The sequence below is a fragment of the Streptomyces sp. SCL15-4 genome, from assembly GCF_033366695.1.
GTDB lineage: Bacteria > Actinomycetota > Actinomycetes > Streptomycetales > Streptomycetaceae > Streptomyces.
In genome coordinates this window covers 523,746-547,954 of the sequence record NZ_JAOBTQ010000001.1, presented here as the reverse complement: position 1 = coordinate 547,954, position 24,209 = coordinate 523,746, and the positions used below count along the sequence as shown (strand labels likewise).

Here is a 24,209-nt window from a genome sequence, read left to right as displayed (position 1 = left end):
CACTCAGCGTCCGTAAGCCTGATGGCGGGGGAGTGGTCCGGCATCGGTGCGCCGGGCCGGTCGTCCGGCGGCGTGCCGCTGCCCGGGGCCGGGGCCGGACCGGGCGGCCAGGATGTCGGCGACGGCTCCGGTGGCGAAGGCGTAGACGGTCTTGTGCAGCAGGTCGACCACCAGTTCCGCGCGCGGCCAGGTCTGCGGCGGCGCGCCGACCCCGGTGGCGTTCTCCAGGATCTGGTCGTTGGTGAGCCGCACCACGGCGAACTGCGCCGACGCCACCGGCCCGCGCAGCCCGGCCTGCGCCATCACCGACCGCAGCACCCCCAGCAGGGCACCCTGCCCGTAGTGCATCACCCGATTCACCAGCGGCGACTGCCGCCCCGGCCGTTCCGGCAGCCCCGCCAGCCGCTCCAGCGTGCGCGCCGGAACATGCGAATCCGGCCGGCCGGTCAGGCGCTGCTCGGCCTTCTCACCCAGGGTCATCACCACGACCCCGGCCGCACCCGCCAGGAGTCCCTGCCACACCGCACGTCCCACCATGCCGCCCCGCGTACCCCGGCACCGGACGTCCTACCGCGTTCCTGCCACCCGCGCACCGTGCCGACCGGTTCCCGTCGGCCGACGGGAACCGGTCTTCCGATCCGGCCGGGGACTACACCACGCGGATGCCCACGATGCACGTGTCGTCGTCCGTGTCCGACCTGCTGTAGGTCAGCAGGCCGTCCAGTTGCTGGTCCAGGGTCTTCGGCGCCGATCGGGCCGCGGTCAGCAGGTGGGCCAGGGACTCCTCCACCGACCGGTCACGGCGCTCGATCAGGCCGTCGGTGTACAACAGCAGCGTGTCCTCCGGCGCGAACTCCAGCTCCGCCTCCTCGTACACGGCGTCCGGCACCGCGCCCAGCAGCAGACCCCTGACCAGCGGCAGCGGCGCCGCCTCCGAGCCGCGGACCAGGACCGGCGGCAGGTGGCCGGCCCGCGCCCAGCGCAGGGTGTGCCGGTCGGGGTCGTACAGCGCGCACACCGCGGTGGCGGTGACCGCGCCGGTCAGATGGTGCGCCACGATGTTCAGCCACGACAGCAGCTGGCCCGGCCCGGCACCGGTCACGGCCAGACCGCGCAGCGCGTTGCGCAGGACGACCATGCTGGTGGCGGCCTCGATGCCATGGCCCGCCACATCGCCCACGCACATCAGGACCAGCCCGGACGGCAGCACCACGGCGTCGTACCAGTCGCCGCCCACCAGGTGCTCGGTCTCCGCCGGTCGGTACCGCACCGCGACCTCCAGACCGGGCACCGCCAGCGGCGCCCGGGTCGGCGGCATGATGGCGTGCTGCAACTGAAGGGTCAGCCGGTTGCGCTCGGCGGCCTGCTGCTCGGTGTGGGCGAGCTGGTCCCGGGTCGCGGCGAGCGCCACCTCCGTCCAGTGCTGGGCGGAGATGTCCTGGTAGGCGCCCCGTACGACGAACAGCCGGCCGTCGGTGTCCAGGACCGGCTCGGCGACCACGCGGATGTGCCGGGTGACACCGTCGGGACGTTGCAGCCGGAAGGCCGCCGAGGCGGGCCGCCGGTGGTGCAGCAGCGTGCGCAGGAACCGGCCGATGTGCACGGAGTCGTCGGGATGCGCGTGTGCGGGCAGCTCCTCCAGCGGCACCGGCATGGTGGCCGGGGGCCGGCCGTAGAGGTGGAACAGCTGGTCGTTCCAGGTGATCTCACCGGTGAGCAGGTTCTCCTCGAACCCGCCGATGCGGCCCAGGCGCTGGGCGTGCTGGAGCAGGCTCGCCAGCCGCGCCGTCTCGTCCTCGATGCGCCAGATCAGCAGCACGCTGTTGCCGTGCCGGCTGATGCTGATGTCCGCGACCGCCGACAGCGACACCTGGTCGACGAGCGAGGTCAGCTGCATGCGGCGGGCCCGGAACGGCTCGCCAGTGGCGTACACCCGCTCCACCCGGTGGAACAGCTCGCTCTTGCCCGCGGCCATCGGGTACGCCTCCAGCAGCAGCGCACCGTTGACCACCGCCCGCGGCCGGCCCGCCGGGTCCAGGAAGTGGTTGTTGATGTGCTGGATGCGGAAGTCGACCAGCTGCCCGGAGTCGTCGAGGTGCGGCACCAGGACCAGGGCGGGGTCGTGCAGCCCGTCCGCGAGGTCCATCAACTCGGCGGCGTCGGGCAGGATACGCGGCTCCTGCTCGGCCTCCCGGCGCAGCGTGTACGTCTCCAGAGTGTGCGCGCACAGCTCGGCGAGGGCGTCCACCTGCCGTACGACCCGCGCCGGCTGCGGCTCCAGCGGCCCCGGCCAGGCGATCTCCAGGACCCCGTGGATGCGGCCCCCGGTACCCGCGGGCACCGCCGCCCGGCCGCCGTCCGGGTGCAGGTGCCGGCCGATGGTCGGCAGCCCGGTCTCGGCGAGGGAGCCGAACCACTGACCGGTGCGCTCGGTCAGGCCCCGGCGCGCCACCGTCGCCACCTCCGGCGGCACATAACGCCACCGCGTGGCCTCCGCGGGAGAGAACCCGGCGCTCCCGGCGAGGGTCAGCGAGCCGTCGGCGCCCGCGGCCCACACGGCCACGGCCACCGCGCCCAGCGGGCGCAGCGCGTGCTCCAGCAGGGAGTCGGCGACGGCCTGCGTGTCGTCCGCGGCCAGCGCCCCGCTCTCGGCCGCCCGCAGCCGCACGGCCGCGGCGTCACGCTCGGCGGCGCCCGCGGCGGCGGCCAGGAAGGTGGTGGTGATCTCCGACATCCGGTCGCGGGCGGCCTGGTTGATGACCTCCACCGCGAACTCCAGCGGGGTCGCCCCGGCCTGCTCGGTCAGCTCGGCGAGCTGCCGCGCGGCCTGCGCCGGACCGCAGCCCAGCCGCTCCACCAGGATGCCCTTGGCCAGCTCGATCAGCGCCCTGCCCTCCGCCTCCGCCTGCGCGGCGCGCACCTCGCGGCGCAGCCGCTCCACGGTGGCGGCGAGCCGGCCGACGGGGGAGGTGGGGGAGACGCCGGACAGGTCCGACGGCACCGGATCGCCGGCGTCCGGCGGGCCGTCGGGCGCGGACGGCTCCGGGCGCGGCTCGATGCCCTCCGGCTCAGGTGACTGCTCGGTCGTGCTCACGATAGGAGTGCTCCTCGGCGCGTGCGCGCTCGCGCGTTCACGCGGACAGCCAGCGCCGGACGCAGGCGATGAGGTCGTGGGTGTCGACAGGCTTGGTGACGTAGTCGCTCGCGCCCGAGGCCAGCGACTTCTCCCGGTCGCCGGGCATCGCCTTGGCGGTGACGGCGATGATCGGCAGGTCGGCGTACTGCGGCAGCTTGCGGATCTCGGCGGTGGCCGTGTAGCCGTCCATCTCCGGCATCATCACGTCCATCAGCACCATCGCGATGTCGGGGTTGCCGAGCAGCGTGTCGATGCCCTTGCGCCCGTTCTCCGCGTGCAGCACCCTGAATCCGTACATCTCCAGGATGCCGCTCAGCGCGAACAGGTTGCGCGCGTCGTCGTCGACGACCAGGACCGTGCGGCCCCGGAAGCTGTCGTCGACCGGCGGCGCGAGATCCTGCGGGTCCTCGCCCCGCACCAGGGACAGCACGTCGCCGGGCTCCTCGGCCGACAGGTGCAGCGCGATGCGCTCGCGCAGCTCGTCCAGGCTGGACAGGAACTCCAGCGCCCCGTCGTCCCGGTGCGAGCGCAGCGCCTCGTCCCGGGCCACCTCCGGCCGGCGGCCGCTGTGGACGAGCACCGGTACGCCGGCCAGCCCCGAGTCGCCCTGCAATGCCTGGAGGAACCGGCCCGCTTCCCCGTCGGGCATGTCCAGGTCCAGTACGACGCAGTGGCACGGCTCGGCGGCCAGCGCGCCCGCCGCCTCCTGCGCTCCTACGGCGGTGATGACCTCCACCGCGGGCAGCGGGGAGCCGTCGTCCGGGCTGTGCCGGGCCACTTCGGCGACCACGCTCTCGGCGACCAGGGTCAGCAGCCCGCGCGGCCGCTCCTCCACGACGAGCAGCCGGCGCGGCCGCTGCCGGGCGGCAGAGGGCTGCGGTGCGACGGTGTCCTGGGCGACCGCGGTGCCGGGGAGCAGCTCGGCCGGTTCCTTCGGCGCGAGCCGGCCGCTGCCGAGCAGCTGCTCGAACTCCGGGCGGGTCACCGGCAGGTACAGCGTGAAGGTGCTGCCCCGGCCGGGCGTGCTGTCCACCGCCACGGCACCGCCGAGCAGATGCGCGATCTCCCGGGTGATGGACAGACCGAGGCCGGTCCCGCCGTACTTGCGGCTCGTGGTGCCGTCCGCCTGCTGGAACGCCCCGAAGATCGTCTCCAGGTGCTGCTTCGGGATGCCGATGCCGGTGTCCCGCACCCGGAACGCCACGAAGGCACCGCCGCGCACGACCCCTTCCGGGACCTCCTCGTCCGCCGCCGGCTCGATGGCCAGCTCGACGCTGCCCTGCTCGGTGAACTTCACCGCGTTGGACAGCAGGTTGCGCAGGATCTGCCGCAGCCGGGAGTCGTCGGTGAGTACGTCGGCGGGCGCGCCCGCCGCGGTGCTGACGGCGAACTCCAGTCCCTTCTGGGACGTCATCGGCCGGAAGGTGGCCTCCACGTAGTCGATCAGCTGGCGCAGCGGCACCCGCTCCGGGGTGACGTCCATCTTGCCGGCCTCGACCTTCGACAGGTCCAGGATGTCGTTGATCAGCTGGAGCAGGTCGCTGCCCGCCGAGTGGATGATCCCCGCGTACTCGACCTGCTTCGGCGTCAGGTTGCGCGACGGGTTCTGGGCCAGCAACTGGGCCAGGATCAGCAGGCTGTTGAGCGGGGTGCGCAGCTCGTGGCTCATGTTGGCCAGGAACTCCGACTTGTACTTCGAGGCCAGCGACAACTGCTGGGCGCGGGCCTCCAGTTCCTGCCGGGCCTGCTCGATCTGCAGGTTCTTCGCCTCGATGTCGCGGTTCTGCGACGCCAGCAGCGTGGCCTTCTCCTCCAGTTCGGCGTTGGAGCGCTGCAACTCGTCCTGCTGGGACTGCAACTCGGCCGAGCGGGCCTGGAGTTCGGCGGTCAGCCGCTGCGACTCCTCCAGCAGCTCGTCGGTACGGGCGTTCGCCACGATCGTGTTGAGGTTCACGCCGAGCGTCTCGCGCAGCTGTTCCAGGAAGTCCCGGTGGATCGGCGTGAAGACGGTGACCGAGGCCAGCTCGATGACACCGAGGACCTGGTCCTCGAACAGGATCGGCAGCAGGATCAGCGCGGTCGGCACCGTCTGGCCGAGCCCGGACGAGATGGTGACGTAGCCCTGCGGCAGCGCGTCGACGGTGATGGTACGGCGGCTGCGCGCGGCCTGGCCGACCAGCGAGCGGCCGACGGGGAAGCGGGCGGGCCGCTGGTCGTCGTCGGGTCTGCCGTACGAACCGACGAGCCGCAGCTCCGGCCCGTGGTCGCCGTCTTCGGAGAGGTAGAAGGCGCCGTACTGGGCCGCCACCAGCGGCGTCAGCTCCTCCATGATCAGCTCGGCCACCACCGGCAGCTCCCGGTGGCCCTGCATCAGGCCGGCGATGCGCGCCAGGTTGGTCTTGAGCCAGTCCTGCTCCTGGTTGGCCCGCGTGGTCTCGCGCAGCGACTCCACCATGGAGTTGATGTTGTCCTTCAGCTCGGCGACCTCGCCGGAGGCCTCCACCGTGATCGAGCGGGTCAGGTCGCCCTCGGCCACGGCGCTGGCGACCGCGCCGATCGCCCGCACCTGACGGGTCAGGTTGCCGGCCAGTTCGTTGACGTTCTCCGTGAGCCGCTTCCAGGTGCCCGAGACGCCCTCCACCTCGGCCTGGCCGCCGAGGCGTCCTTCGGTGCCGACCTCGCGGGCGACGCGGGTGACCTCGTCGGCGAAGGCGGAGAGCTGGTCGACCATCGTGTTGATGGTCGTCTTCAGCTCGAGGATCTCGCCCCGCGCGTCCACGTCGATCTTCTTCGACAGGTCACCCCGGGCCACCGCGGTCGTCACCAGCGCGATGTTGCGCACCTGGCCGGTCAGGTTGTTGGCCATGGAGTTGACGTTGTCGGTGAGGTCCTTCCAGGTGCCCGCCACGTTCGGCACGTGGGCCTGGCCGCCGAGGCGTCCTTCGGTGCCGACCTCGCGGGCGACGCGGGTGACCTCGTCGGCGAACGCGGAGAGCGTGTCGACCATCGTGTTGATCACGTCGGCCAGCGCGGCGACCTCGCCCTTGGCCTCGACCGTGATCTTGCGGGACAGGTCGCCGCGGGCCACGGCGGTGGCGACCTGGGCGATGGAGCGCACCTGACCGGTCAGGTTCGACGCCATCACGTTCACGTTGTCGGTGAGGGCCTTCCAGGTACCCGAGACGCCCTTGACGTCGGCCTGGCCGCCGAGGCGTCCTTCGGTGCCGACCTCGCGGGCGACGCGGGTGACCTCGTCGGCGAAGGCGGAGAGCTGGTCGACCATCGTGTTGATGGTGTTCTTGAGTTCCAGGATCTCGCCGCGGGCGTCGACGGTGATCTTCTGTGAGAGGTCGCCCTTGGCCACCGCGGTCGCCACCTGGGCGACGTTGCGGACCTGGCTGGTGAGGTTGCCCGCCATGAAGTTGACGGAGTCGGTCAGGTCCCGCCACGTGCCCTTGACGCCCTTGACGTCGGCCTGGCCGCCGAGGCGTCCTTCGGTGCCGACCTCGCGGGCGACGCGGGTGACCTCGTCGGCGAAGGCGGAGAGCTGGTCGACCATCGTGTTGATGGTGTTCTTGAGTTCCAGGATCTCGCCGCGGGCGTCGACGGTGATCTTCTGTGAGAGGTCGCCCTTGGCCACCGCCGTCGTCACCTGGGCGACGTTGCGGACCTGGCTGGTGAGGTTGCCCGCCATGAAGTTGACGGAGTCGGTCAGGTCCCGCCACACACCGGCGACGCCGGGCACCTTCGCCTGGCCGCCGAGGCGTCCTTCGGTGCCGACCTCGCGGGCGACGCGGGTGACCTCGTCGGCGAACGCGGAGAGCTGGTCCACCATCGTGTTGACGGTGTTCTTCAGCTGGAGGATCTCGCCGCGCGCGGGCACGTCGATCTTCTGCGACAGGTCGCCCTTGGCCACCGCCGTGGCCACCTGTGCGATGTCACGGACCTGGGTGGTCAAATTCCCGGCCATGGCGTTGACCGAGTCCGTCAGGTCGGCCCAGGTCCCGGAGACCCCGGGCACCTCCGCCTGCCCGCCGAGCGTCCCCTCGGTGCCCACCTCCCGGGCCACCCGGGTGACCTCGGAGGTGAACACGGACAACTGATCGACCATGCCGTTGAACACGGTCGCGATGTCACCCATGAGACCGTCGGCGTCTTCCGGAAGGCGCTTCCCGAAGTCGCCGTCACGCACGGCTGTCAGGCCCGCCAGGAGCTGCCGCAGCTCCTGGTCGCCCGGCGCCGCGTCGACCGTATCGGACTTGTCGCTGGTCATGCGCAACCTCGTCCCGCTCCCCATGGGTCCTCGGCGGTGAGGACCCGAACACCCCGGCGGCCCGCGTGGGCCCGAACGCTGTGCATTTCCGCACTTCACGGAACTGCGTGATGAGAAAATACGCCGCAGGCTAACCCACTCCGCCCCTGCCGCACAAAACCTCCCCCGGCCGTACGCCCGCGTACCGAGGCCGGCAGTTCTCCCTTGTGCGGAGTTCGCGCTCCGGCCTGCTGCCGTACCGGGTCGCCGGTCGCTCCTGCGCCCTGGCCGCTTTTCCCGGCATTCGGGGCGCGCCCAGGCGCACGGACGACCCGGCGATCCGGGCGCCGGGTCGTCGGACTGCTGGTCGTCGACCTGTGCGCCGGGGGGCCAGGCCGTTCCTGGCGGGCGCTCGCCGTGCTCTCCGTGCGCCGGGCCGAGGGAAAGTGCGGGCTTCTGCCTCTACGAGCACGACTCCCGAGGTCTCACTCCCGGCCAGGCGCTCGCCACCGCCTGTCGCGGCCTGTCGGGGATCGAGGGCCGACCGCGGCCCGGGCCGCGTGTCCCGGCATCTGCCGCTGCCCCGCGCCAAGGGCCGCGGTCACCGCCGTGGCGCTGTGACGTGCCCTCCGGTCGCCGCCGGCCGGCCTGACCGGCCCTGGCGGCTCACCGGGCCGCGCCGTCCTCCGCCGTGCCCGGTTCCCGGCCGTCCTCCGTCACGTCGTCCCCGTCCCGCAGGCGCACCTCCAGGTGTCCGTCGACGACGCGTGTGTCGAAGACGGGCTGGGGAGAAGTCGCCGGGCCGTGTACGTTCCAGCCGTCCGCGAGCCGGAAGACGCTGCCGTGCCAGGGGCACTGGACGCATCCGTCGGCGACGGCGCCCTCGGACAGCGGTCCCGCGAGATGGCTGCACCGGTCGGCCAGCGCGTGGAAGGCCCCGTCGGCTTCGCGGACGACCAGGACCGGCACATCGTCCACGCCGCGCCGCGCCGACCGGCCGGCCGGGAACTCGGACACGGGACCGATCCGGTGCCAGCCCTCCGAGACGACCTGCGGGACCTCTTCCGCGTGGTTGGCGCCCGCGGCCTGCCGGTAGGCGAGGTGGCCGCCCAGTAGGCCGCCGGTCGCCACCGCCGTCAGCCCCAGGAAGCCGAGGCCGCGGCCGGCCGCCGTGCGGCCCCTGACGCGGCAGGCGAGCGAGGCGGCGTACAGTCCGACGGCCGCCGTGTTGGCCAGCGCGTGCACCAGGCCGACGCGCTGCTGGCGCTGGTGCAGCTCCGCCCAGTCGACGGCTCCGGCCAGCGCGGCCGGGGCGGCGGCGGCCAGCCCGACGGCGATCAGCGAGCCGGCCTCCCGGGTGCGGCCGGGACACAGGTCCAGCACCGCGGCCGACAGCCAGCTGCCGACCGGTACCTGCACCAGCAGCGGATGCACCGGGTGGCCCAGCCACCTGCCGTGCAGCAGGTCCCGGCCACCGCGCAGCGGCAGGGCCCGCACAGCCCGGCTGAGCGCGTCGATCACCGCATCGCCGCGAGGCTGTCGTTCGAGACTGTCCAGGAGCCGCGGAACCGTGTCCCGCCGCGTCCGGCGAGGTGGTGTTGTTCTCATGAGTCGCTGGGTCCCCCGCCGCGCACTGCGCAAACGGGCCGCCCGGGCGGGCCGGTGCCCCGGGGCCGTTGTCGGGCCGGGGCGCGCCGGCGGGCTCCGGGAGGAGGGTGCCGGCGCGCCCGGGAGCGCGGTCTAGCAGGTCCCGAGGTCTTCCCAGACGCCCCACTGGCCGGTGGTGCCGGGCTTGTCACCGGACACCCACCACTTGGCGCGCCAGGTGTGGCCGCCGTAGGAGACGGTGTCGCCGCCGTTGTAGACACGTGTGGCGTCCCAGGCCGGCACCGCGCAGGTGTCCCCGCCGCCGTTGCCACCGCCGCTGCCGCCGTCGCCGCTTCCGCCGATGTTGACGTCGACGCAGGAGTAGAACGCGTTGGCGGTGTCCGCGATGTTCCAGACGGCCAGCACCTTCTGCCGGCCGGTGAAGCCGCCGAAGTTCACCTGCTGGCTGACGTCCGCGGCCGGCTGCTGGTTGCGGCCGTCGAACTCGGCGATCTTCTGGCCGCCGATGAAGTACTGCCAGTTGGTGGTGGCGTGGCGGGCGGTGTTGTGCCAGGTGAACGTCGCCGTGGTGCCGACCGCGGTGGCCTTCCAGCCCTTGCTGTCGTCGTCGAGTTCGGCGTACTCCGTGTGCCCGGCACTGCAGCTGTGCAGGCCCTTGGGCCCTTCGACGCTCTGCGGCTCGTACTTGATCTGGCCGCAGGCGACGACGCCCTCGGCGCACTGCTGCTGCCGGCTCGTGGGCAGCGTCACCCAGCCGTGCGCGCCGGCCGTGCTCGCCGGGAGGCTGACGGCGAGCACCGGAGCGACCAGTGCGCCGATCGTGAGAGCCGCTCGTCTTTTCGTGTTCATGCCGTGCCACTTCCTTCGATGTGTGTCGTTGCCGTCGTCCGAGGGATCCGGCCGCGTCGGTTGTGCGGGAGCGCGGTCCGCCGGCCGCGCCTGCGCCATGGGCCGTGAGCGGAGGCCGAACTTGGTCTGGACCTTTCGCTCGTTAGGTCTAGACCATAACCGTGGGCCGGGCTCGGTCAAGGGTTCGGACGAGGTGAACTTTCCATCGAGGAGACGTAGTTCGGCACGGCACCGGCAGGCTCAGCGCGGGCGCGGGCTCTCGATGGTCGCCTCCTCCAGCGACTTGCGCGTCAGGTCCGGGACCTCGCAGTCGGGTGCGGCGTAGCCGATGGGAAAGAGGATGTAGGGCCGTTCGTTGCGGGGCCGTTCACAGATTTCGGTGAGGAAGCCCATCGGGTTGGGCGTGTGCGTCAGGGTGCTCAGCCCCATCGCGTGCAGCGCGGCGATGAAGAAGCCGCACGCGATGCCCACGCTCTCGTTCACGTAGTAGTTCTTGCGCAGTGAACCGTCCGGCATCGCGGTGCTCTTCTCGGCGAAGCAGACCACGATCCACGGCACGGCGTCCAGGTACCTCTTGTCCGCACTCGTTTCGAGGGGCGCGAGCGCGGCGCGCCACTCGGGCGGGAGCCGTCCGCCCTCGTAGTTGACCTGCTCCTCCTCCTCGGCGGCGACCCGGATGCGGTGCTTGGTCTCGGCGTCGCCGATCACGGCGAACTTCCACGGCTGGAAGTGGGCCCCGGACGGCGCGGTGTTCGCCGCGGCGATGGCGAGGTCGACGCACGTGCGCGGGACCGGCTCGTCGCTGAAGAACCGCACGCTGCGCCGGCGGTCGAGGAACGACACGAAGTCCTTCCCCCGCCGGACCGTCTCGGCTTCGTCGTACCGTTCGGGCCGGTAGGGGACGAACGGATGGGTGTGCTGTCTCACGACTGCTCCTCGTGGACGGGGAGCCCACAGCGTGAGCCATCGGCAGTCGAATGGACAACAGATACCTCTTCGCGTTGCTAATCTGACAAAGAGCGAGGCGAGAAGATGTCTCTCAGGCGGCAGATCGGCAGGAACGGTGGCACGACAGGGGCTCGACGCGCTCGACGGCCGGATGCTGCGCCTGCTCCGGGAGCGCCCGCGTGAGGGCCTGCTGGAGATCGCCCGCCGACTCGGCGTCGCGCGCGGCACGTTGCAGGCCCGGCTCGACCGGCTGACCGGCGCCGGCGTGGTGACCGGCTACGGACCGGACGTGGACGTCGCCGCCCTCGGTCACGTGGTCGAGGCGTTCACCACGTTCGAGGTGGACCAGTCGGCCCGCGCGGCCATCACCGCGCGCCTGCGGGCCGTGCCGCAGATCCTGGAGGCCCGCATCGTGACGGGCCCCGGTGACATCTGGTGCCGCATCGCGGGCACGAGCAACCAGCATGTGCAACAGGTGATCGACCGAGTCCTGGAGGTCCCGGGCGTCCGCCGCAGCACGACGGTCATCGCCCTGAGCGCCGTCATCCCCTACCGGGTCCAGCCCCTGGTCGACGAGCTGGCCGGCCTGACACGGAATCCGGACGCACATCCCGAGCCCCGGACCGGGACCGCCCTGTAGGCGGTCCCGGCGGACGGGGCCCGGACGGTGGCGCGGTTCAGCAGGCGCCGAGGTCCTGCCAGACGCCCCACTGGCCGGTGGTGCCGGGCTCTTCGCCGGTCGTCCACCACTTGGCCTTCCAGGTGTGGCCCTTGTACGAGACCTGCTGGCCGCCGGTGTACACGGCGTCCTTGGCCCACGGGGCGGCCGTGCACTGGCTGCCGGAGCCGCCGGTGACGGTCAGGGCGTAGGTCGCCGAGTGGCTGCCGGAGGCGCCCGCGCCGGTCACGGTGACCGTGTACGTGCCCGACGCCGCGGCCGAGGTGGTGGCCAGGGTGAGTGTGGAGGAGCCGCCCGCGGTGACCGACGTCGGGCTGAGGGAGGCGGTGACACCCGCCGGGGCCCCGCTGACGCTCAGCTTCACGTCCTGGGCGTTGCCTTTCGTCACGGCCGTCTTCACCGTGGCCGTCGCGGACTGGCCGGCCGTCACGGACCCGGAGGCCGGGGTGAGCGCCACGGAGAAGTCGTTGGCCGGGTTGGTGGCGCCGCCACTGGTGAACGGCGCGAAGACACGCGTGAAGTCCCACGTGTTCTGCTCGATGCCCGAGCAGTTGTCCGCGGCCCCTCCGCCCGCACAACTGCCGTTGTCCCGCTGCAACGCCCAGAACGACAGCGTGTTGATGCCCTTGGCGACCGCCCAGTCGTACACCGTCCGGGCGTTGGCCAGGGTGAAGGTCTCCGCCTTGCCGAAGTCGTCGACGCCCGGCATCTCGGTGACGCCGACCATGTTCCACAGCTGGGCCGGGGTCTTGCCCGGGTACAGCTCGGCCAGCAGGTCGTACAGGCCCTGGGCGGCGGTCTGGGTGTCCTTCGCCATGTCGTGGGGCTGGTTGTCGTAGTAGTCGAACGTCATGAGGTTCACGACGTCGACCCGGGTGCCGTTGCTCACCGCGTTGCGCAGCAGTGCCTCGCCGTTCTCCGCGGGGCCGTGCGTGGTGGTCGGCAGGGTGTAGGAGATCTCCACCTTGCGTCCGTTGGCCGCCGCCCAGTCCTGGACCAGCTTGATGGCCTTGTTGCGGCGGTCGATGCCGGCGGAGTTGTCGAGGGAGTCCACCTCGATGTCCATGTCGAGCCGCGAGATGTCGTAGGTGGTGATGACCTTCTCGTACGCGGCGGCGATCTGCTGGACGTCGGTGCAGCTGTCGGCGATCTCGGTGCCGGTGGTGTCGGCCGTGTATCCGCCGAACGAGGGGATGACGTCGCCGCCGGCCGCCTGGATCGTCTTGATGTCGGCGCCGAAGGTCGAGGCGGCGATCGGCATGCTCGTGTCGCCGTTCCAGTACGGCGTGCAGGAGCCCTTGGCGGCTGTCTGGAGGAACGCCATCGTCAGGTGCTTGGCGCCCGACTGGGCGGACAGGGCGGCGGGGCTCTCGCCGGTCCAGGCCTCGAAGTACGGGGCGAAGACGTGGTTCGGCAGGGGTGTCGCGGCTTCGGCGGTGCCGGTTCCCGTGAGGGCGAGGCCCACCGCGGCCGCCGTGGTGGCGGTCGCGGTGAGGGCCGCGCGGAAGGAACGCACGAGTCTCATGTCAGTCCCGGTGTGTGGAGGGGCGTGGCCGATGGTCTGGCGCGGGAAGGGTGGTGCCGACTACTGGAATAGCGTCCTCACACAGGTGGGTCAATGGTCTGGACCAAAAAGGGACTAGACCAATCTGCGGAGCGGAGACGCCCTGGCGCAGGACAGGGCACGCGGCGGCGGACTGGACCACATTCGAACGTCCGACCAGGTCCGCACCGGGATGACCATGCGCGCCGAACGTGGGTACAAGGGGTGCCGTGCCGACAAGTCTTCCGGCGAAAGGAGCAGACGATGACCGACGACGCCTACCTCGTGCTGCAGTCCGATTCGGCGACCGCGCCCGGCGTGCCGCTCGCGGCCGTGGGTGATCTGGCCTGTCTGGAGTCACCCGCGGTACGGGCCTGGCTCGACGCCCAGGGAGTCACCGAGACCTCCGCGGACCTGCGTCTGGTGCCGCCGGAGGAGACCGCGGGCATTCCCGAGGACGCCGAGCGGCTGCCCGTGCCGCTCGGCGAGGAGGAACTGAGCCGGCTGCGCCACCGCACCGCTCCGCCGGACGTGGCGCGGCTGGAGGAGGAACTGCTGGGCTACCGCTCCTGCACCGACGGCCGCGACGTCCTGCTCGCCCGCGCCCTGGCGGCCGGTGTGCCGGCGCACCGCGTCGCGGAACTGACCGGCGAGGACCTGGCCGCCGTCGAGGCGGTCACCCGTTGAAGAGCGTGCCGCCCGGATCGCCGACGCGCGCCCGTGACGCTCTCGGTGACCGTGGCCGGGCGGGTCCGCCCCGGCCGTGCTGTGCCTGACGGCGAGTCCGACGGGCACGACGCGGGAGACGGGCGACTCGGCGCCGGGACCAGGCGTCAAGAGACCCGACGGGTACGGCGGACGGCGGACGGCGGCCCGCGAACCGGCATGCGACACGGGGAATCGGGGGAGGCGGCGCCTGTTGCGCCGGCCGGCCGGGCGGCGTGGGCGCGGTGCCGGAATCCATCCGGAGGACGACCCGCCGACGACCCGACGGACGCCGGGAGTTGAGGTTCACTGGTCTTCGGGGACGCGGTGGCTCCGGGACGGAGTACGGGGATGCGGGACGGCAGTGCCGAGCGGGAACGGGCGGACGGGGGCCTCGGGGGCGTACCGGACGACGAACTGAGGGAATGGGTCGGCCAGGCCCGCGCGGAGCTGGCCGGGCAGCCGCCGGGCGGTGACCCCGACGCCTCGGCGACGCGGGTGGCGATGGCCCTGTGGCTCGCGGAGCTGGAGGCACGCCAGGGCGACCCCCGCGACCTCGACGCCGCGATCGCCGCCGTCGAGCAGGCGCTCGGCGACGATCCCGGCCACGTCGACGCGCCGCTGTGGCGCGGCGTCCTCGGCCAACTGCTCTGGCACCGCTACGAGGCGGCCAGTGACCCGGGAATGTCCCCGCGGCGGCAGGCCGAACTCCTGGTGGAGCCCGTCCGGCAACTGGAGGCCGCCGCGTCCGGCCTCGCCCCGGGCGAGGAGATGACCCGCCAGGTCCGGGCCCGGCTGGGCGTCGCCTACGGACTCCGCTACTCCTTCGTGAACGACCCGGCCGACCTGGACGCGGCGATCGCGGAACTCGGCGAGGCGCTCGACGGCGTACCCGGCCCCATGGACCAGTCGGCCTTCTTCCGCTTCCACTACGGACAGCAGTTCGCCGGCCGCTACGACCTGACGGGCGTGGACGCCGACTGCGACCGGGCGCTCGCCGAGGTCCGGCGGGCCGTCGAGGACGGGGAGAACTCCACCGAGTGCGAGGACGGCTGGTTCCCGATCGCCCGCGTCCAGCTCGCCCGGATCCTGCTCATGCGTCTGCCGGACGCGCGTGCACATCGAGACCGGCGCGCCGCCGCGCTGGCCCTGGCACAGCTGGACCACCTGCCGCTCGACAGCCCCGCGCTGGCGGAACTCCCGGTGCCGCTGCTGAGGAAGTACGGCGTGCTGCTGTGCGAACGGGCCGGGGAGCAGACGCGGTCCGAGGACGCGTCACGGGCGCTCGCCGTGTTGCGGCAGGTGGCCGAGCGGTGGCCCGTGGACGCCCCCGACCGCTGGACCACCCTGATGAGCCTGGCAGCCGGATGGCAACTGGTCGGGCTCACCACGCTCGACGCGGAGGCGCTGCGCGCCACGGAGGACGCGTACACCGACGTCCTCGCCGTGTGTCCGCCCCGGTTGCGGCACTTCACAGAGGCCGCCCGCGGCTACGTCAGAGAGGCGCGGGTGCGCGCCGGACACCTGCCGGACGTCCCCGGCGATCCCGTCGTCATCGCGGGACGGCAGGCGGCGTCCGCTCTGCGAGAGGCCATCGCCGAGCCGGGAACAGGCGGGCAGGGGACCGGCGAAGACGGGGCCGAGGACCTCCAGCCGCTCGGCCTGACGGGTGTCGGCTCCGGGGGCGAGGACCTGCAGAGGGTGATCGAGCGCTGCGCGCACGCCGACGCGGTACCCGCCCTGCGCCGGCTGCCCTTGGTGCTGCTGGCCTACTTCGCGCCCTTCCTCGGCGAGTCGGGCATGCGGCCCACCGCCGAGGTGGTGCGGGAGCGGATCCGCGCGGCCGTGGACGTCCTGCACGAGGACGACCCCGTGCGGGCGAGCCTGCACATGGTGGCCGGGCAGGCGGCCTTGAACGAAGCCGGTCAGTCCCACGACCTGGACCGGGTCGAGGCCGCGCTGGAACACTTCGACATCGCCCTCGCCATGACGGACCCCGTGGCCGAGGACGCCGAACTGCGGGGCAACCGGGAGGTGTGGCGTGTCAACGCGCTCACCTTCCGGGCACAGGTGCGGGGCACGCAGGACGCCCTCGCCGAGGTCGCCGCCGAACTGGCCGTCCTGCGCGCCGACCCGTCGGTGACGGCGTACACGCGCGTCTGCGCGGCGGTGCAGCACGCCCTGGTCATGGCCCGCCGGGCGTTCGCCGTGAAGGACGCCGCCGGGCTGGCCGCGGCGGCGGCCGACCTGCGCGACGCCCGGGACAGGCTCCCCGCGGACGACGCCATGCGGTCCAGAGCGGCCACGATGTTCGACGTGCTGACCTCGGCCCAGCGGTTCGTCGCCGCCGGGGCCGAGCCTCCGCCCGAGGACATCGACATCGACCGGCTCCGGTACGAATCGGTGACGCTGTCACCGGGGGACCGCGCCGAGACCCGGGGCCTGGCCGGTCTCGTGCTCGGCGCGCGCGTGCTGCAAGGCGTGGAGACCGGCCGGCTCGACGACGCGATCGCGCTGTTGGAGGAAGCCCTCGCGCCGCGTCCCGCCGCCGTCGTCGGCGGCGGGAACCGGTTCCGGTTCGCCCAGGCCCTGGCCCTGCTCCGGCTGCGCAGATACCGTACGGGCGGCGACGTGACCGACCTCGACGAAGCCCTCCGCCGGTCCGAGGAGGCCGTGCGGCTCCTGCCCCATCCGGGCCACTTCGGATGGGCGATGGCAGTGATGCAGTTCGCCGAAGCCCACCGCTCGGCCGGCCTGGCCGGGCGCGGCGACCGGGCCGCCTGCCTCGCCCGCGGCCGCGAGGCCGGGCTGCGGGCCCTGCGCGGTCACGCCTGGCAGGTCCTGTTGCAGTCCCGCGCGCAGTACACGACCGAGGCCCTCTCCTTCTCCGCCTCGGACGCCCTGTCGGTGGCTCGCTGGTGCATCGCCGACGGCTGTCCCGACGAAGCGGTGCAGGCACTCGACGCCGGCCGCGGACTCGTCCTGCACGCGGCCTCGGCGGCCGGCACGGTGCCGGAACGGCTCGTGGCCGCGGGCCGTCTGGACCTCGCCGCCGAGTGGCGTACGGCGGCCGGCGCGGACGACCGCGCACCGGCCGACGGCATCTCCGGCGACCTCCGGTACCGGGCGCTCCGGGTCCTGGCCGACACCGACGACCTCACGGCCGCCGCGCCGGCCGACGGCACGGCGACGACGGCACCCGGCACCCGCCCCGGCGACCTGCTCACCCCGCCCTCCCTCCGTGACATCGCCACGGCACTGCGCCGTACCGGTGCGGACGCGATGGTCTACCTGGTGCCCGGAGAGGGGACCGGAGCCGGCCCGGGCGGCTCGGCCGTCACCGTCCACGCCGACGGCCGGACCAGCCTGGTGTTCCTGGGAGGACTGACGGCGGACGCCGGTCCGCTCACCGCCTACCTCGGCCCGGGCACGACCCCCGGCAATCGGGACATGGGGCCCGCCGACGGCGCGCCGCCACCGTCCGCCGACGGCCGCGACATCGGGCGCCGCACGCTGGAGGACCTGTGCGACTGGGCGTCGCGGGCCGTGCTGGAACCGCTCCTCGCGCACCTGCGCGCCCAGGGCGCCGCCTGGCCTCCCAGGGTCGTGCTGGTCCCGATGGGACACCTCGCCGCCGTGCCCTGGCACGCGGCCCGCAGACGTGCGCCGGGCGGCCGGTACCGGTACGCCGTCCAGGACGCCGTCATCTCGTACGCCGCCTCGGCGCGGCTGTTCTGCGAGGTCGTCGCCCGCGAGCCGGTTCCGCTCCACGCGCCGGGCCTGGTCGTCGGCGACCCGGGCGGCGACCTGCCCCACGCGGGCCGGGAGGCCGCCGCCCTGCACGCCGCCTTCTACCGCACCGCGCCGTACCTGGGCCGGCACGAGACCGGCGCGTCCACCGGCAGCGGCACTCCGGCGGAAGTCCTCGGCTGGCTGCGGCTGCGCGGCCTGTCTCCGGGCGGAGTGCTGCACCTGGCCTGTCACGCCGACGTACCCGGGGACGCCGCGGCCGGCACCGCGCGGCTGCACCTCGCCGGCGGCACCCTCGCCGCCGAACAGCTCACCGAGCGTGCCCAGCACCGGAACCGGCCCGGCCGGCTCGGGCTGGTGTCGCTGGCCGCCTGCACCACGCATGTCTCGGGACGCGGCTACGACGAGGCGTTCACGCTGTCCACGGCGTTCCTCGTGGAGGGTGCCAGGTCGGTGCTGGGCTCGCTGTGGCCGGTGCCGGACGAGGCCACGTCGTACCTGATGTTCATGGTGCACCACTACCTGAACGCGGAGGGCGCGCGCCCGGCCGTGGCGCTGCGGCTCGCCCAGTTGTGGATGCTCGACCCCGGCCGGCGGCCTCCCGCCACCATGCCGCCCGAACTGGCCCGCCAGGCCGGCTCCGTGGACCCGGACGACCTGCGGGGGTGGGCGGGCTTCACCCACCTCGGCCAGTGAGAACGAGGCGATGGGCAAGAGCGGTGACCGCAACTCGCCCCGCGGACAACCCGGTTGAGCCCGGACACGCGGGCCGTCGTCTGGGAGACTTCCGTCATGGGGACTGTGTACGCGCTGTTCGTGGGAATCGACGACTACCCCGCTCCCCAGCGCGGCCTGAGAGGTGCCGTCAACGACGTGGAAGCGGCGGCGAGTCTGCTCGGTGCCCTTGGGCAGGGACCGTTCGAGCCCCTCTTCCTGAGGAACGGCGAGGCCACGACCGACGGCGTGGTCGCCGCCGTCCGCGACCACCTCGGGGCCGCCGGGCCCGGTGACACGGCGCTCTTCTGGTTCTCCGGGCACGGCACCGACTACGAGGCCGTCCTGCCCCTGCACCGGCGGACCGAGGCCACCGGCCGCTACCAGGCGCTGGTCTGCGCCGACAGCCCGCGCGAGGGCGGCCGGCCGCTCGTCGACAAGGAGCTGGGCAGGCTGCTGGACGCGGTCGCCGCGCGGGGCGCGCACGTGGCCGCCGTCCTCGACTGCTGCTTCTCGGGCGGCGCCACCCGTACGTCCGCTGCGGCGGGACTGACTGCGCGCTACGCGCCGCCCGCCGCTTGGTGGGACGCGCCCTGCGCGCAACGAGGGCCGGCCGAGGGCACCGGCACACCCACGGCCCGCCATGTGCTCCTCGCCGCCGGCCGGCTGGACCAGCTCTCCTACGAAAGGGACTTCGCCGGCGTCCCCCACGGAGTGTTCACCCACGCCCTGCTGGAGGCGCTGCGGGCGGCGGGACCGGGCGCGACCTACCGCGATGTGCTGGCCGCCGCCCACTGCGCGGTCCAGACCGAGCGCGCCGACCAGCACCCGGTCCTGTTCCCGCCCACCCCGGGCGGCCCCGCCGACCGGCCCTTCCTCGGCGGAGCGGTGACCCGTGGCCGTGACCCGCACCTGCTGCGGCACGGACCGCACGGCTGGGAGGTCGACTGCGGCCGGGTGCACGGGCTGTACGGCGACGACCCCGACGGCACCGAGTTCACGCTCACCGCACCCGCCGCCGCACACCGCGTCGTACGCGTCCGGACCGTCCACGCCGACCGCGCCGAGGTGGAACCCGTCGGCTGGGAGCCCGATCGCCGGCGGGCGCATCCGGTCGCGCTGTCGGCGCTCGCCCTGCCGCCCACCCGCGTCCGCATCGAGACACCGGACGGTTCCGCCGCGGCCCGCGGGGCCGCCGCGCTGCTCCGGGACACCATCGGCTCGGCGGGCCCCGGGGGCGGCCCTGCACCGCTGCTCCGGCTGACCGGCGACCCGGCCTCGGCCCCGGGCCACCTGCTGCGCGTCGCCGTGTCCTCGAAGCGGGGCGCCGGCCTGGAAGCCGGCGTTCTGCGGCGCGACGGCTCGGCGGCCGTACCGCCGCTGCCGCTCGACGGGCCGGAGGACGCCCGCCGCGTCGCCGACTGCCTGTGCCATCTCACGCGCTGGCACCGGCTGCTCACCCTGGACAACCCGTCGTCACCGCTGAAGGACCTGGTCCGCGTCGAGATCCTGCCCTGGACCTACGACGGGCCCTGGAGCTCCGACCGGCCGGGCCCCGTCCTCCCGGAGGGCAGCGGGGAGATCGTCTGCCGCTACGGCCACTCGCCGGCCGGCCGGCCACGGGAACCCTGGCTGTCCATCCGCCTCCACAACCGCTCGGCGACGCGAACCCTCTGGTGCGTCCTGCTGAATCTCACCGACAGCCATGCCGCCCACACGGACCTGTACCCGGGCCACTTCATCGGGCCCGGCCGTACCGGATTCGCGCTGGACGACCGGCCGGTGGCGATGTCCGTGCCCGCGCGCCGGGCCCGCCCCGGAGCGGAGGCCCGGGACTGGCTCAAACTCATCGTCTCCGAAGGAGAGTTGAACACCGTTCCCTTCCACCTGCCGCCCTGGAACCCCGACAGCCCCGGCGATCGCGGTGCCCGCCGGACCGGCGCGGACACCGTCCTGCGTCTCACGCCGCCCGGCCGGGACGACCGCGACCTGGCAGAGGCCCGCCCGCGGGCACCGGGCGAGTGGACGACGCGTACGATCCCGTTGCGCACGATCATCCCGGGCGGCAACTGAGCGAGAAGCGCGGCGAGTCGGAATGGCCCGTCGTCGTATCAGGGCGCGACGCGCGCGTGGTACGGCGCGAGGACGGAGTTCAGCCAGTCCTCGCCGTCGGCAGTGCCGAAGTCGACGGCCGGCTCGGACTCGGCCACCGTGTCCGGCGCGCACCGGTCGCCGAACAGGATCACGACCCGGTCGGCGGGTTCCCGCTTGGACGGCCAGACGAAGCCCTGCGCCCACGGCTCGGTCCGGTCACGGATCCAGTGACCCCAGTTCCGCGTCCACGGATACTCGGCGGCCTCGGCCTGCACCAGCCAGGAGTCCTGTCCCACGGCCGCGAGGTCGGCGCCCGACATCAGCGACACCACCGTGACGTCGGCGACCAGCCTCAGGAACGTGCAGCGCTTGCGGACGGTGCCCGTGCGCGGCAGCACCCGGGGACCGCCGTCCGCGGCGAACGGCACCGACCGCAGCAGCGACTCGCAGACCGCCGCCGCCGGCGCGAGTCCCGCGTACAGGTAGGTGTAGGGCCGGGCCTCCGTCGCGTCGAAGCGCCCGCCGCCGTAGAGCCGGTCGGCCGGGACGGGGTTGAACGCGGTGCCGGCGAGGGCCGAGGCGTGCACCCGGAACAGCGCGGTGCCCTCGGGGAGCGTCACCTTCGTGGGTGTGCCGGGCAGCGCGGCCGGCGGAGGGACGTTCGGCACCGTCACTCCCCGTCCAGCAACGACCGTGCCGCGGCGACCAGTTCCTCGTCCCGGGCCGTCCCCAGCAGCGCGGCCGGCGTGGTGCGCAGCCAGGTGTTGGCCGACAGCCACCAGTCGGCCGCTCCCCACGGGTCCCGGCCCGCGTCCAGCAGCGCGTTCACCTCCAGCACCACCCGCCACGCCAGCGCGCCCTCGCGGAACTGGAAACGCGGCAGCACCGCGCGCCCTCCGGCCGCCGGCAGCCGGATCAGGTCCGGCGCCGTCGGATCACCGCCCCGGCGGCGTACGTCCGCGTCGTCCAGCACCGGATGCGCGAGCAGGCGCTCGCGGACCGGGCCGAGCACGGGACCCACCATGGGGCTGCCGTCGACCAGGAGCACGGCGAGGTCGGCGGCGCGGAATCCGTGGACGGTGACGTCCCGCGCGCTCCCGGAGTACCGGGCGCCGTCACCGGCACCCAGCCTCCCGGCCTCCTCCGGTGGCAGACAGCCGAGGACCAGCCGTGCGGCGGCCTCGGCGTGGCAGCGGCGCTCGCCTTCGTCACCCGCCGCGCGCAGCCCCTCCAGGGCCGACGCCAGCCGCGCCCCGGGCGCTGCTCCAAGACGCCTCAGATACGGCCCCAGCCGCTCCCACGCGGCCGCCACCGCGGCCAGTACCTGGAACGGATTCACCGGCTCCTCTCCCTTCCCCCGGTTCCGCGGGCCGCCGGGCGCGCACCGCGCCGGGGCCGACCGTGCCGACACACAGCTCGACCGTGCGTACACATCACGGTGGCCGCCCGCGCGGGCGCTACCGCTTCCTCTTCTTGTACGTGAGGGACCTGCCCTCGTTCAGGCGCTCGACGAGATCGAAGGCGGCGAGGGTGAGGGGGGTGAGGTCCGCGGTGCGCAGACCGTCCTTCATCCGGCGCAGCTCGGCCACCACCGCGCCCTCCTGCCTGCCCGGCCTGCCCACCTGGTCGTCCACCGCGCCCAGCGCGCCGAGCGAGCCGTGGATGTGCTCCCAGTCCTCCGCGTTCCCGTCGACCTCGGTCTTCTCCTCCTCGCTCAGGTGCCTGTAATTCCGCAGCAGGTCCTTGCCGGCCGGCATGCCCATCAGCCACTGGTGGCGGGTCAGCGGGATCCGCCGCTCGACGCGGTGACCGGCGTCGCCGTGCTCGACGCTCCTCGGGTACACCAGGGCCTGCTCGTCGGCCGGGTCGTAACCGGATGCCTCGAGGACGAACGAGGCGAACTCCGCCGGGTGCGCCTGGTAGTAGAGCTGCGTCGCATGGGGCAGCAGCGTGAAGTTGTGCGCGAAGGAGGTACGGGACATCAGACCGCCGGCGATCGACTTCGAGTTCGCCCGGTCCCCGAGTCCGGCGCCGTACGTCAGATAGCTGCCGATCAGGGTGGCCAGGCCGACCAGTCCGTCCGTGGCGGCGCCGCCGGTGATCTCCTTGGGGAGGTCCCTGGCCCGCGCCTCGGCCGCCCGGCGGATGCCGTCGACCGTGCGGAGGCTGTCCTGGTGCAGATCCTGCCTGGCCTCCTTGCGCCGCCCGAAGGCGCCGGGCGTGATGAACAGGGGCTTTTTGTCCGGCACTTGGAGGTACTTCACCAGCCGGGGCAGCTGGTCCAGCTTGAACCCGGCGGTCATCTGCGGTGTGTAGACGAGCACGCCGTTCAGCGGAAACACCATGATCCCGGGGGACGCCCTGAAGCCGCCGAGGTCGACCTCCCGGAGCGGGAAGGACTCCTGGTCCTTCCGGGCGTCCAGGGCGCTCGACACCTGCGTGATCTCGTCCATCACCTGGAGCAGTTCGTCCCTCGTGGTGAGCGGATCGGTCACCCATTCCAGGGCCGAGCCGCCCGTGGGGCTGACGTCCGAGGTGAGCCGGTAACCCGTGCCGCGGCCGACGGTGCCCATCTTGGGGACGTCACGGCCGGGGATGGGCGCCTCCCTGATCCGGCCGTTCTGGAGCAGAGGCAGGGTGGCGAAGTCCACGTGTGCCGCGTACGCGCCGGGGGACTCCCGCCGTGCCCGCTCGAGCCGCGCCCGGCCCTCGTCGGTGGCCTGGTACCGTCCGGGCTCGCCCGTGAGCCACCTGTTCCTCAACTCCTCGCCGGTCGCGCTCTGCTCGCTCTCGTCCAGGAGATCGCTGTCCTGTCTCCGGTCGGCCATGCGCGCCAGGATCTGCGCACCGATGACGGCGTCCCGTTGCGAGACCTCGTCCTGGTATCTCCGCTCGTCCTCCGGGGTCAGGTCGTTGTGATCGCGCACCCGCCACTGCGACTCGAACTCGAAGCCGACGCGGCGCTGGATCGCGGTGCGGTGTACGGCGCCGTCCCGCTGCTCCTCGTCGTCGGCCGCGCTGTGGCGGACGCTCTCGCCGCGGGCGACCCTGGCTCCGACGTCGGACGCCTCGCGCTCCCATCTGTCGCCGGGATCGCTGAGACCTGCGGGGGCGTCGCGCTGGGTGGTGTGGTGGATCTCGTGGGCCATCGTCTCGACGTCGCGCAGGACGCTCGCGCTCTGGACGACGATGTTGTCGCCGACGGTGTACGCCCTGGCGCCGATGCTCGCGGCGGCCTGCTCGTCGACCGAGACCCTGATGTGGTCGAGCGTGGTGCCGAAGGCGCTCTCCATGGTCGTACGCACACCGTCCGGCAGCCGGCTCCCGCCCTGCCCGGCAGTCCTCGCGGCCTCCCGCACGGCGTCCTCCCGGCTCGCCTCACCGCCGCCGAACGCCTGCACGGCGCTCTGGCCGGCTCCTTCCCGGTCCCGCTCGCGCTCGATCATCCGCGCGACGGCCGCGTTCCCGATCGCTCGTTGCAGGGCGGCCGGCGAACCCGCCCGAGGCGTCCGGCCGCGTCCGGCCGCGACCACGGCGGCCGGGAGCGTGCCGGGACCGTGAAAGGACCTGCTGGGCCTGGCCTGTTCGCGGTCGGGGCCGGTGTTCCGTCGGGACTCGGTGGTGTGTCGCATGGAAGATCCGTTCGAACGAGATCTCTTGCATCGCCTGGCGGCCGACTCTGCCGCAGGAGCGGCCGGGAGGGAAGGGCGGAGCGGATGGACAAAGGACCCGGCCGGTCTGCCCGAACGGTCACCCGGCGACCGGCCGGCTCGTCGGCTCCCTCGGGCGGTCCGGCCGGCGGCGGCGGGCCGCGGGCCCGCGGGCTCCGCCAGGCGGCCCGGGGCGGCCGGATCGTCTGTCGACCCGGGCGGGCGGGCCGGGGTTGGCTCGCCGTGGTCCGCGGAACACGCGCGGAGCAGCGGGCCGCTCG

The 24,209-nt window shown here is 73.4% G+C and carries 14 protein-coding genes; 4 read left to right on the top strand and 10 right to left on the bottom strand.

Going from position 1 to position 24,209, the window contains the following annotated elements:
* Positions 1-3: 3 nt before the first annotated feature.
* The 6 genes from SCK26_RS02180 to SCK26_RS02155 form a co-directional block, all read right to left on the bottom strand.
* Positions 4-537, bottom strand: a complete 534-nt coding sequence (locus tag SCK26_RS02180) for a hypothetical protein (RefSeq protein ID WP_318199514.1) — start codon at positions 535-537, stop codon at positions 4-6.
* Positions 538-649: 112 nt separating this feature from the next.
* Positions 650-3,094, bottom strand: coding sequence for a SpoIIE family protein phosphatase (locus SCK26_RS02175; RefSeq protein ID WP_318199513.1), 2,445 nt, complete (start codon positions 3,092-3,094; stop codon positions 650-652).
* A gap of 37 nt (positions 3,095-3,131) precedes the next feature.
* Complete coding sequence (locus SCK26_RS02170; RefSeq protein ID WP_318199512.1) at positions 3,132-7,409, bottom strand: HAMP domain-containing protein; 4,278 nt, start codon at positions 7,407-7,409, stop codon at positions 3,132-3,134.
* 645 nt (positions 7,410-8,054) lie between these two features.
* On the bottom strand, positions 8,055-8,996 hold the full coding sequence (locus SCK26_RS02165) for a Rieske 2Fe-2S domain-containing protein (RefSeq protein WP_318199511.1): 942 nt from the start codon (positions 8,994-8,996) through the stop codon (positions 8,055-8,057).
* 132 nt (positions 8,997-9,128) lie between these two features.
* Positions 9,129-9,845: a lytic polysaccharide monooxygenase gene (locus tag SCK26_RS02160; protein WP_318199510.1), complete on the bottom strand. Its 717-nt coding sequence runs from the start codon at positions 9,843-9,845 to the stop codon at positions 9,129-9,131.
* 240 nt (positions 9,846-10,085) lie between these two features.
* Entirely contained in the window at positions 10,086-10,772 is a 687-nt protein-coding gene (locus tag SCK26_RS02155; RefSeq protein ID WP_318199509.1) for a nitroreductase family protein, read from the bottom strand.
* A gap of 136 nt (positions 10,773-10,908) precedes the next feature.
* Here SCK26_RS02155 and SCK26_RS02150 point away from each other — a divergent pair, with 136 nt between their 5' ends.
* The gene (locus tag SCK26_RS02150) at positions 10,909-11,433 is read left to right on the top strand and encodes an Lrp/AsnC family transcriptional regulator (protein ID WP_318199508.1); all 525 of its coding nucleotides are present in this window, start codon (positions 10,909-10,911) and stop codon (positions 11,431-11,433) included.
* A gap of 37 nt (positions 11,434-11,470) precedes the next feature.
* Here SCK26_RS02150 and SCK26_RS02145 read toward each other — a convergent pair whose 3' ends face one another.
* Positions 11,471-12,997 carry a glycosyl hydrolase family 18 protein gene (locus tag SCK26_RS02145; protein ID WP_318199507.1) on the bottom strand — a complete coding sequence of 509 codons (1,527 nt, stop codon included), beginning with the start codon at positions 12,995-12,997 and terminating at the stop codon, positions 11,471-11,473.
* Between the two features lie 282 nt (positions 12,998-13,279).
* Between SCK26_RS02145 and SCK26_RS02140 the strand changes: the two genes are divergently transcribed.
* From SCK26_RS02140 to SCK26_RS02130, 3 genes are all read left to right on the top strand, one after another.
* Complete coding sequence (locus tag SCK26_RS02140) at positions 13,280-13,702, top strand: DUF6003 family protein (protein WP_318199506.1); 423 nt, start codon at positions 13,280-13,282, stop codon at positions 13,700-13,702.
* Positions 13,703-14,071: 369 nt separating this feature from the next.
* A complete protein-coding gene (locus SCK26_RS02135; RefSeq protein WP_318199505.1) occupies positions 14,072-18,166 on the top strand; it encodes a CHAT domain-containing protein in 4,095 nt (1,364 codons plus the stop codon).
* Between the two features lie 96 nt (positions 18,167-18,262).
* Positions 18,263-20,257: a caspase family protein gene (locus tag SCK26_RS02130; RefSeq protein WP_318199504.1), complete on the top strand. Its 1,995-nt coding sequence runs from the start codon at positions 18,263-18,265 to the stop codon at positions 20,255-20,257.
* 38 nt (positions 20,258-20,295) lie between these two features.
* On the opposite strand, the gene SCK26_RS02125 is transcribed toward SCK26_RS02130, so the two are convergent.
* The 3 genes from SCK26_RS02125 to SCK26_RS02115 form a co-directional block, all read right to left on the bottom strand.
* Positions 20,296-20,946, bottom strand: a complete 651-nt coding sequence (locus tag SCK26_RS02125) for an RES family NAD+ phosphorylase (protein WP_318199503.1) — start codon at positions 20,944-20,946, stop codon at positions 20,296-20,298.
* Between the two features lie 2 nt (positions 20,947-20,948).
* On the bottom strand, positions 20,949-21,617 hold the full coding sequence (locus SCK26_RS02120; RefSeq protein ID WP_318199502.1) for a hypothetical protein: 669 nt from the start codon (positions 21,615-21,617) through the stop codon (positions 20,949-20,951).
* Positions 21,618-21,735: 118 nt separating this feature from the next.
* Positions 21,736-23,910, bottom strand: coding sequence for a DUF4157 domain-containing protein (locus SCK26_RS02115; protein WP_318199501.1), 2,175 nt, complete (start codon positions 23,908-23,910; stop codon positions 21,736-21,738).
* Positions 23,911-24,209 lie beyond the last annotated feature (299 nt).

Bases quoted from the DNA above. Each gene is read 5' to 3' on its own strand.
- SCK26_RS02165 (WP_318199511.1), bottom strand. From the start codon at position 8,996: ATGAGAACAACACCACCTCGCCGGACGCGGCGGGACACGGTTCCGCGG.
- SCK26_RS02180 (WP_318199514.1), bottom strand. From the start codon at position 537: ATGGTGGGACGTGCGGTGTGGCAGGGACTCCTGGCGGGTGCGGCCGGG.
- SCK26_RS02160 (WP_318199510.1), bottom strand. From the start codon at position 9,845: ATGAACACGAAAAGACGAGCGGCTCTCACGATCGGCGCACTGGTCGCT.
- SCK26_RS02140 (WP_318199506.1), top strand. From the start codon at position 13,280: ATGACCGACGACGCCTACCTCGTGCTGCAGTCCGATTCGGCGACCGCG.
- SCK26_RS02170 (WP_318199512.1), bottom strand. From the start codon at position 7,409: ATGACCAGCGACAAGTCCGATACGGTCGACGCGGCGCCGGGCGACCAG.
- SCK26_RS02135 (WP_318199505.1), top strand. From the start codon at position 14,072: ATGCGGGACGGCAGTGCCGAGCGGGAACGGGCGGACGGGGGCCTCGGG.
- SCK26_RS02145 (WP_318199507.1), bottom strand. From the start codon at position 12,997: ATGAGACTCGTGCGTTCCTTCCGCGCGGCCCTCACCGCGACCGCCACC.
- SCK26_RS02130 (WP_318199504.1), top strand. From the start codon at position 18,263: ATGGGGACTGTGTACGCGCTGTTCGTGGGAATCGACGACTACCCCGCT.
- SCK26_RS02115 (WP_318199501.1), bottom strand. From the start codon at position 23,910: ATGCGACACACCACCGAGTCCCGACGGAACACCGGCCCCGACCGCGAA.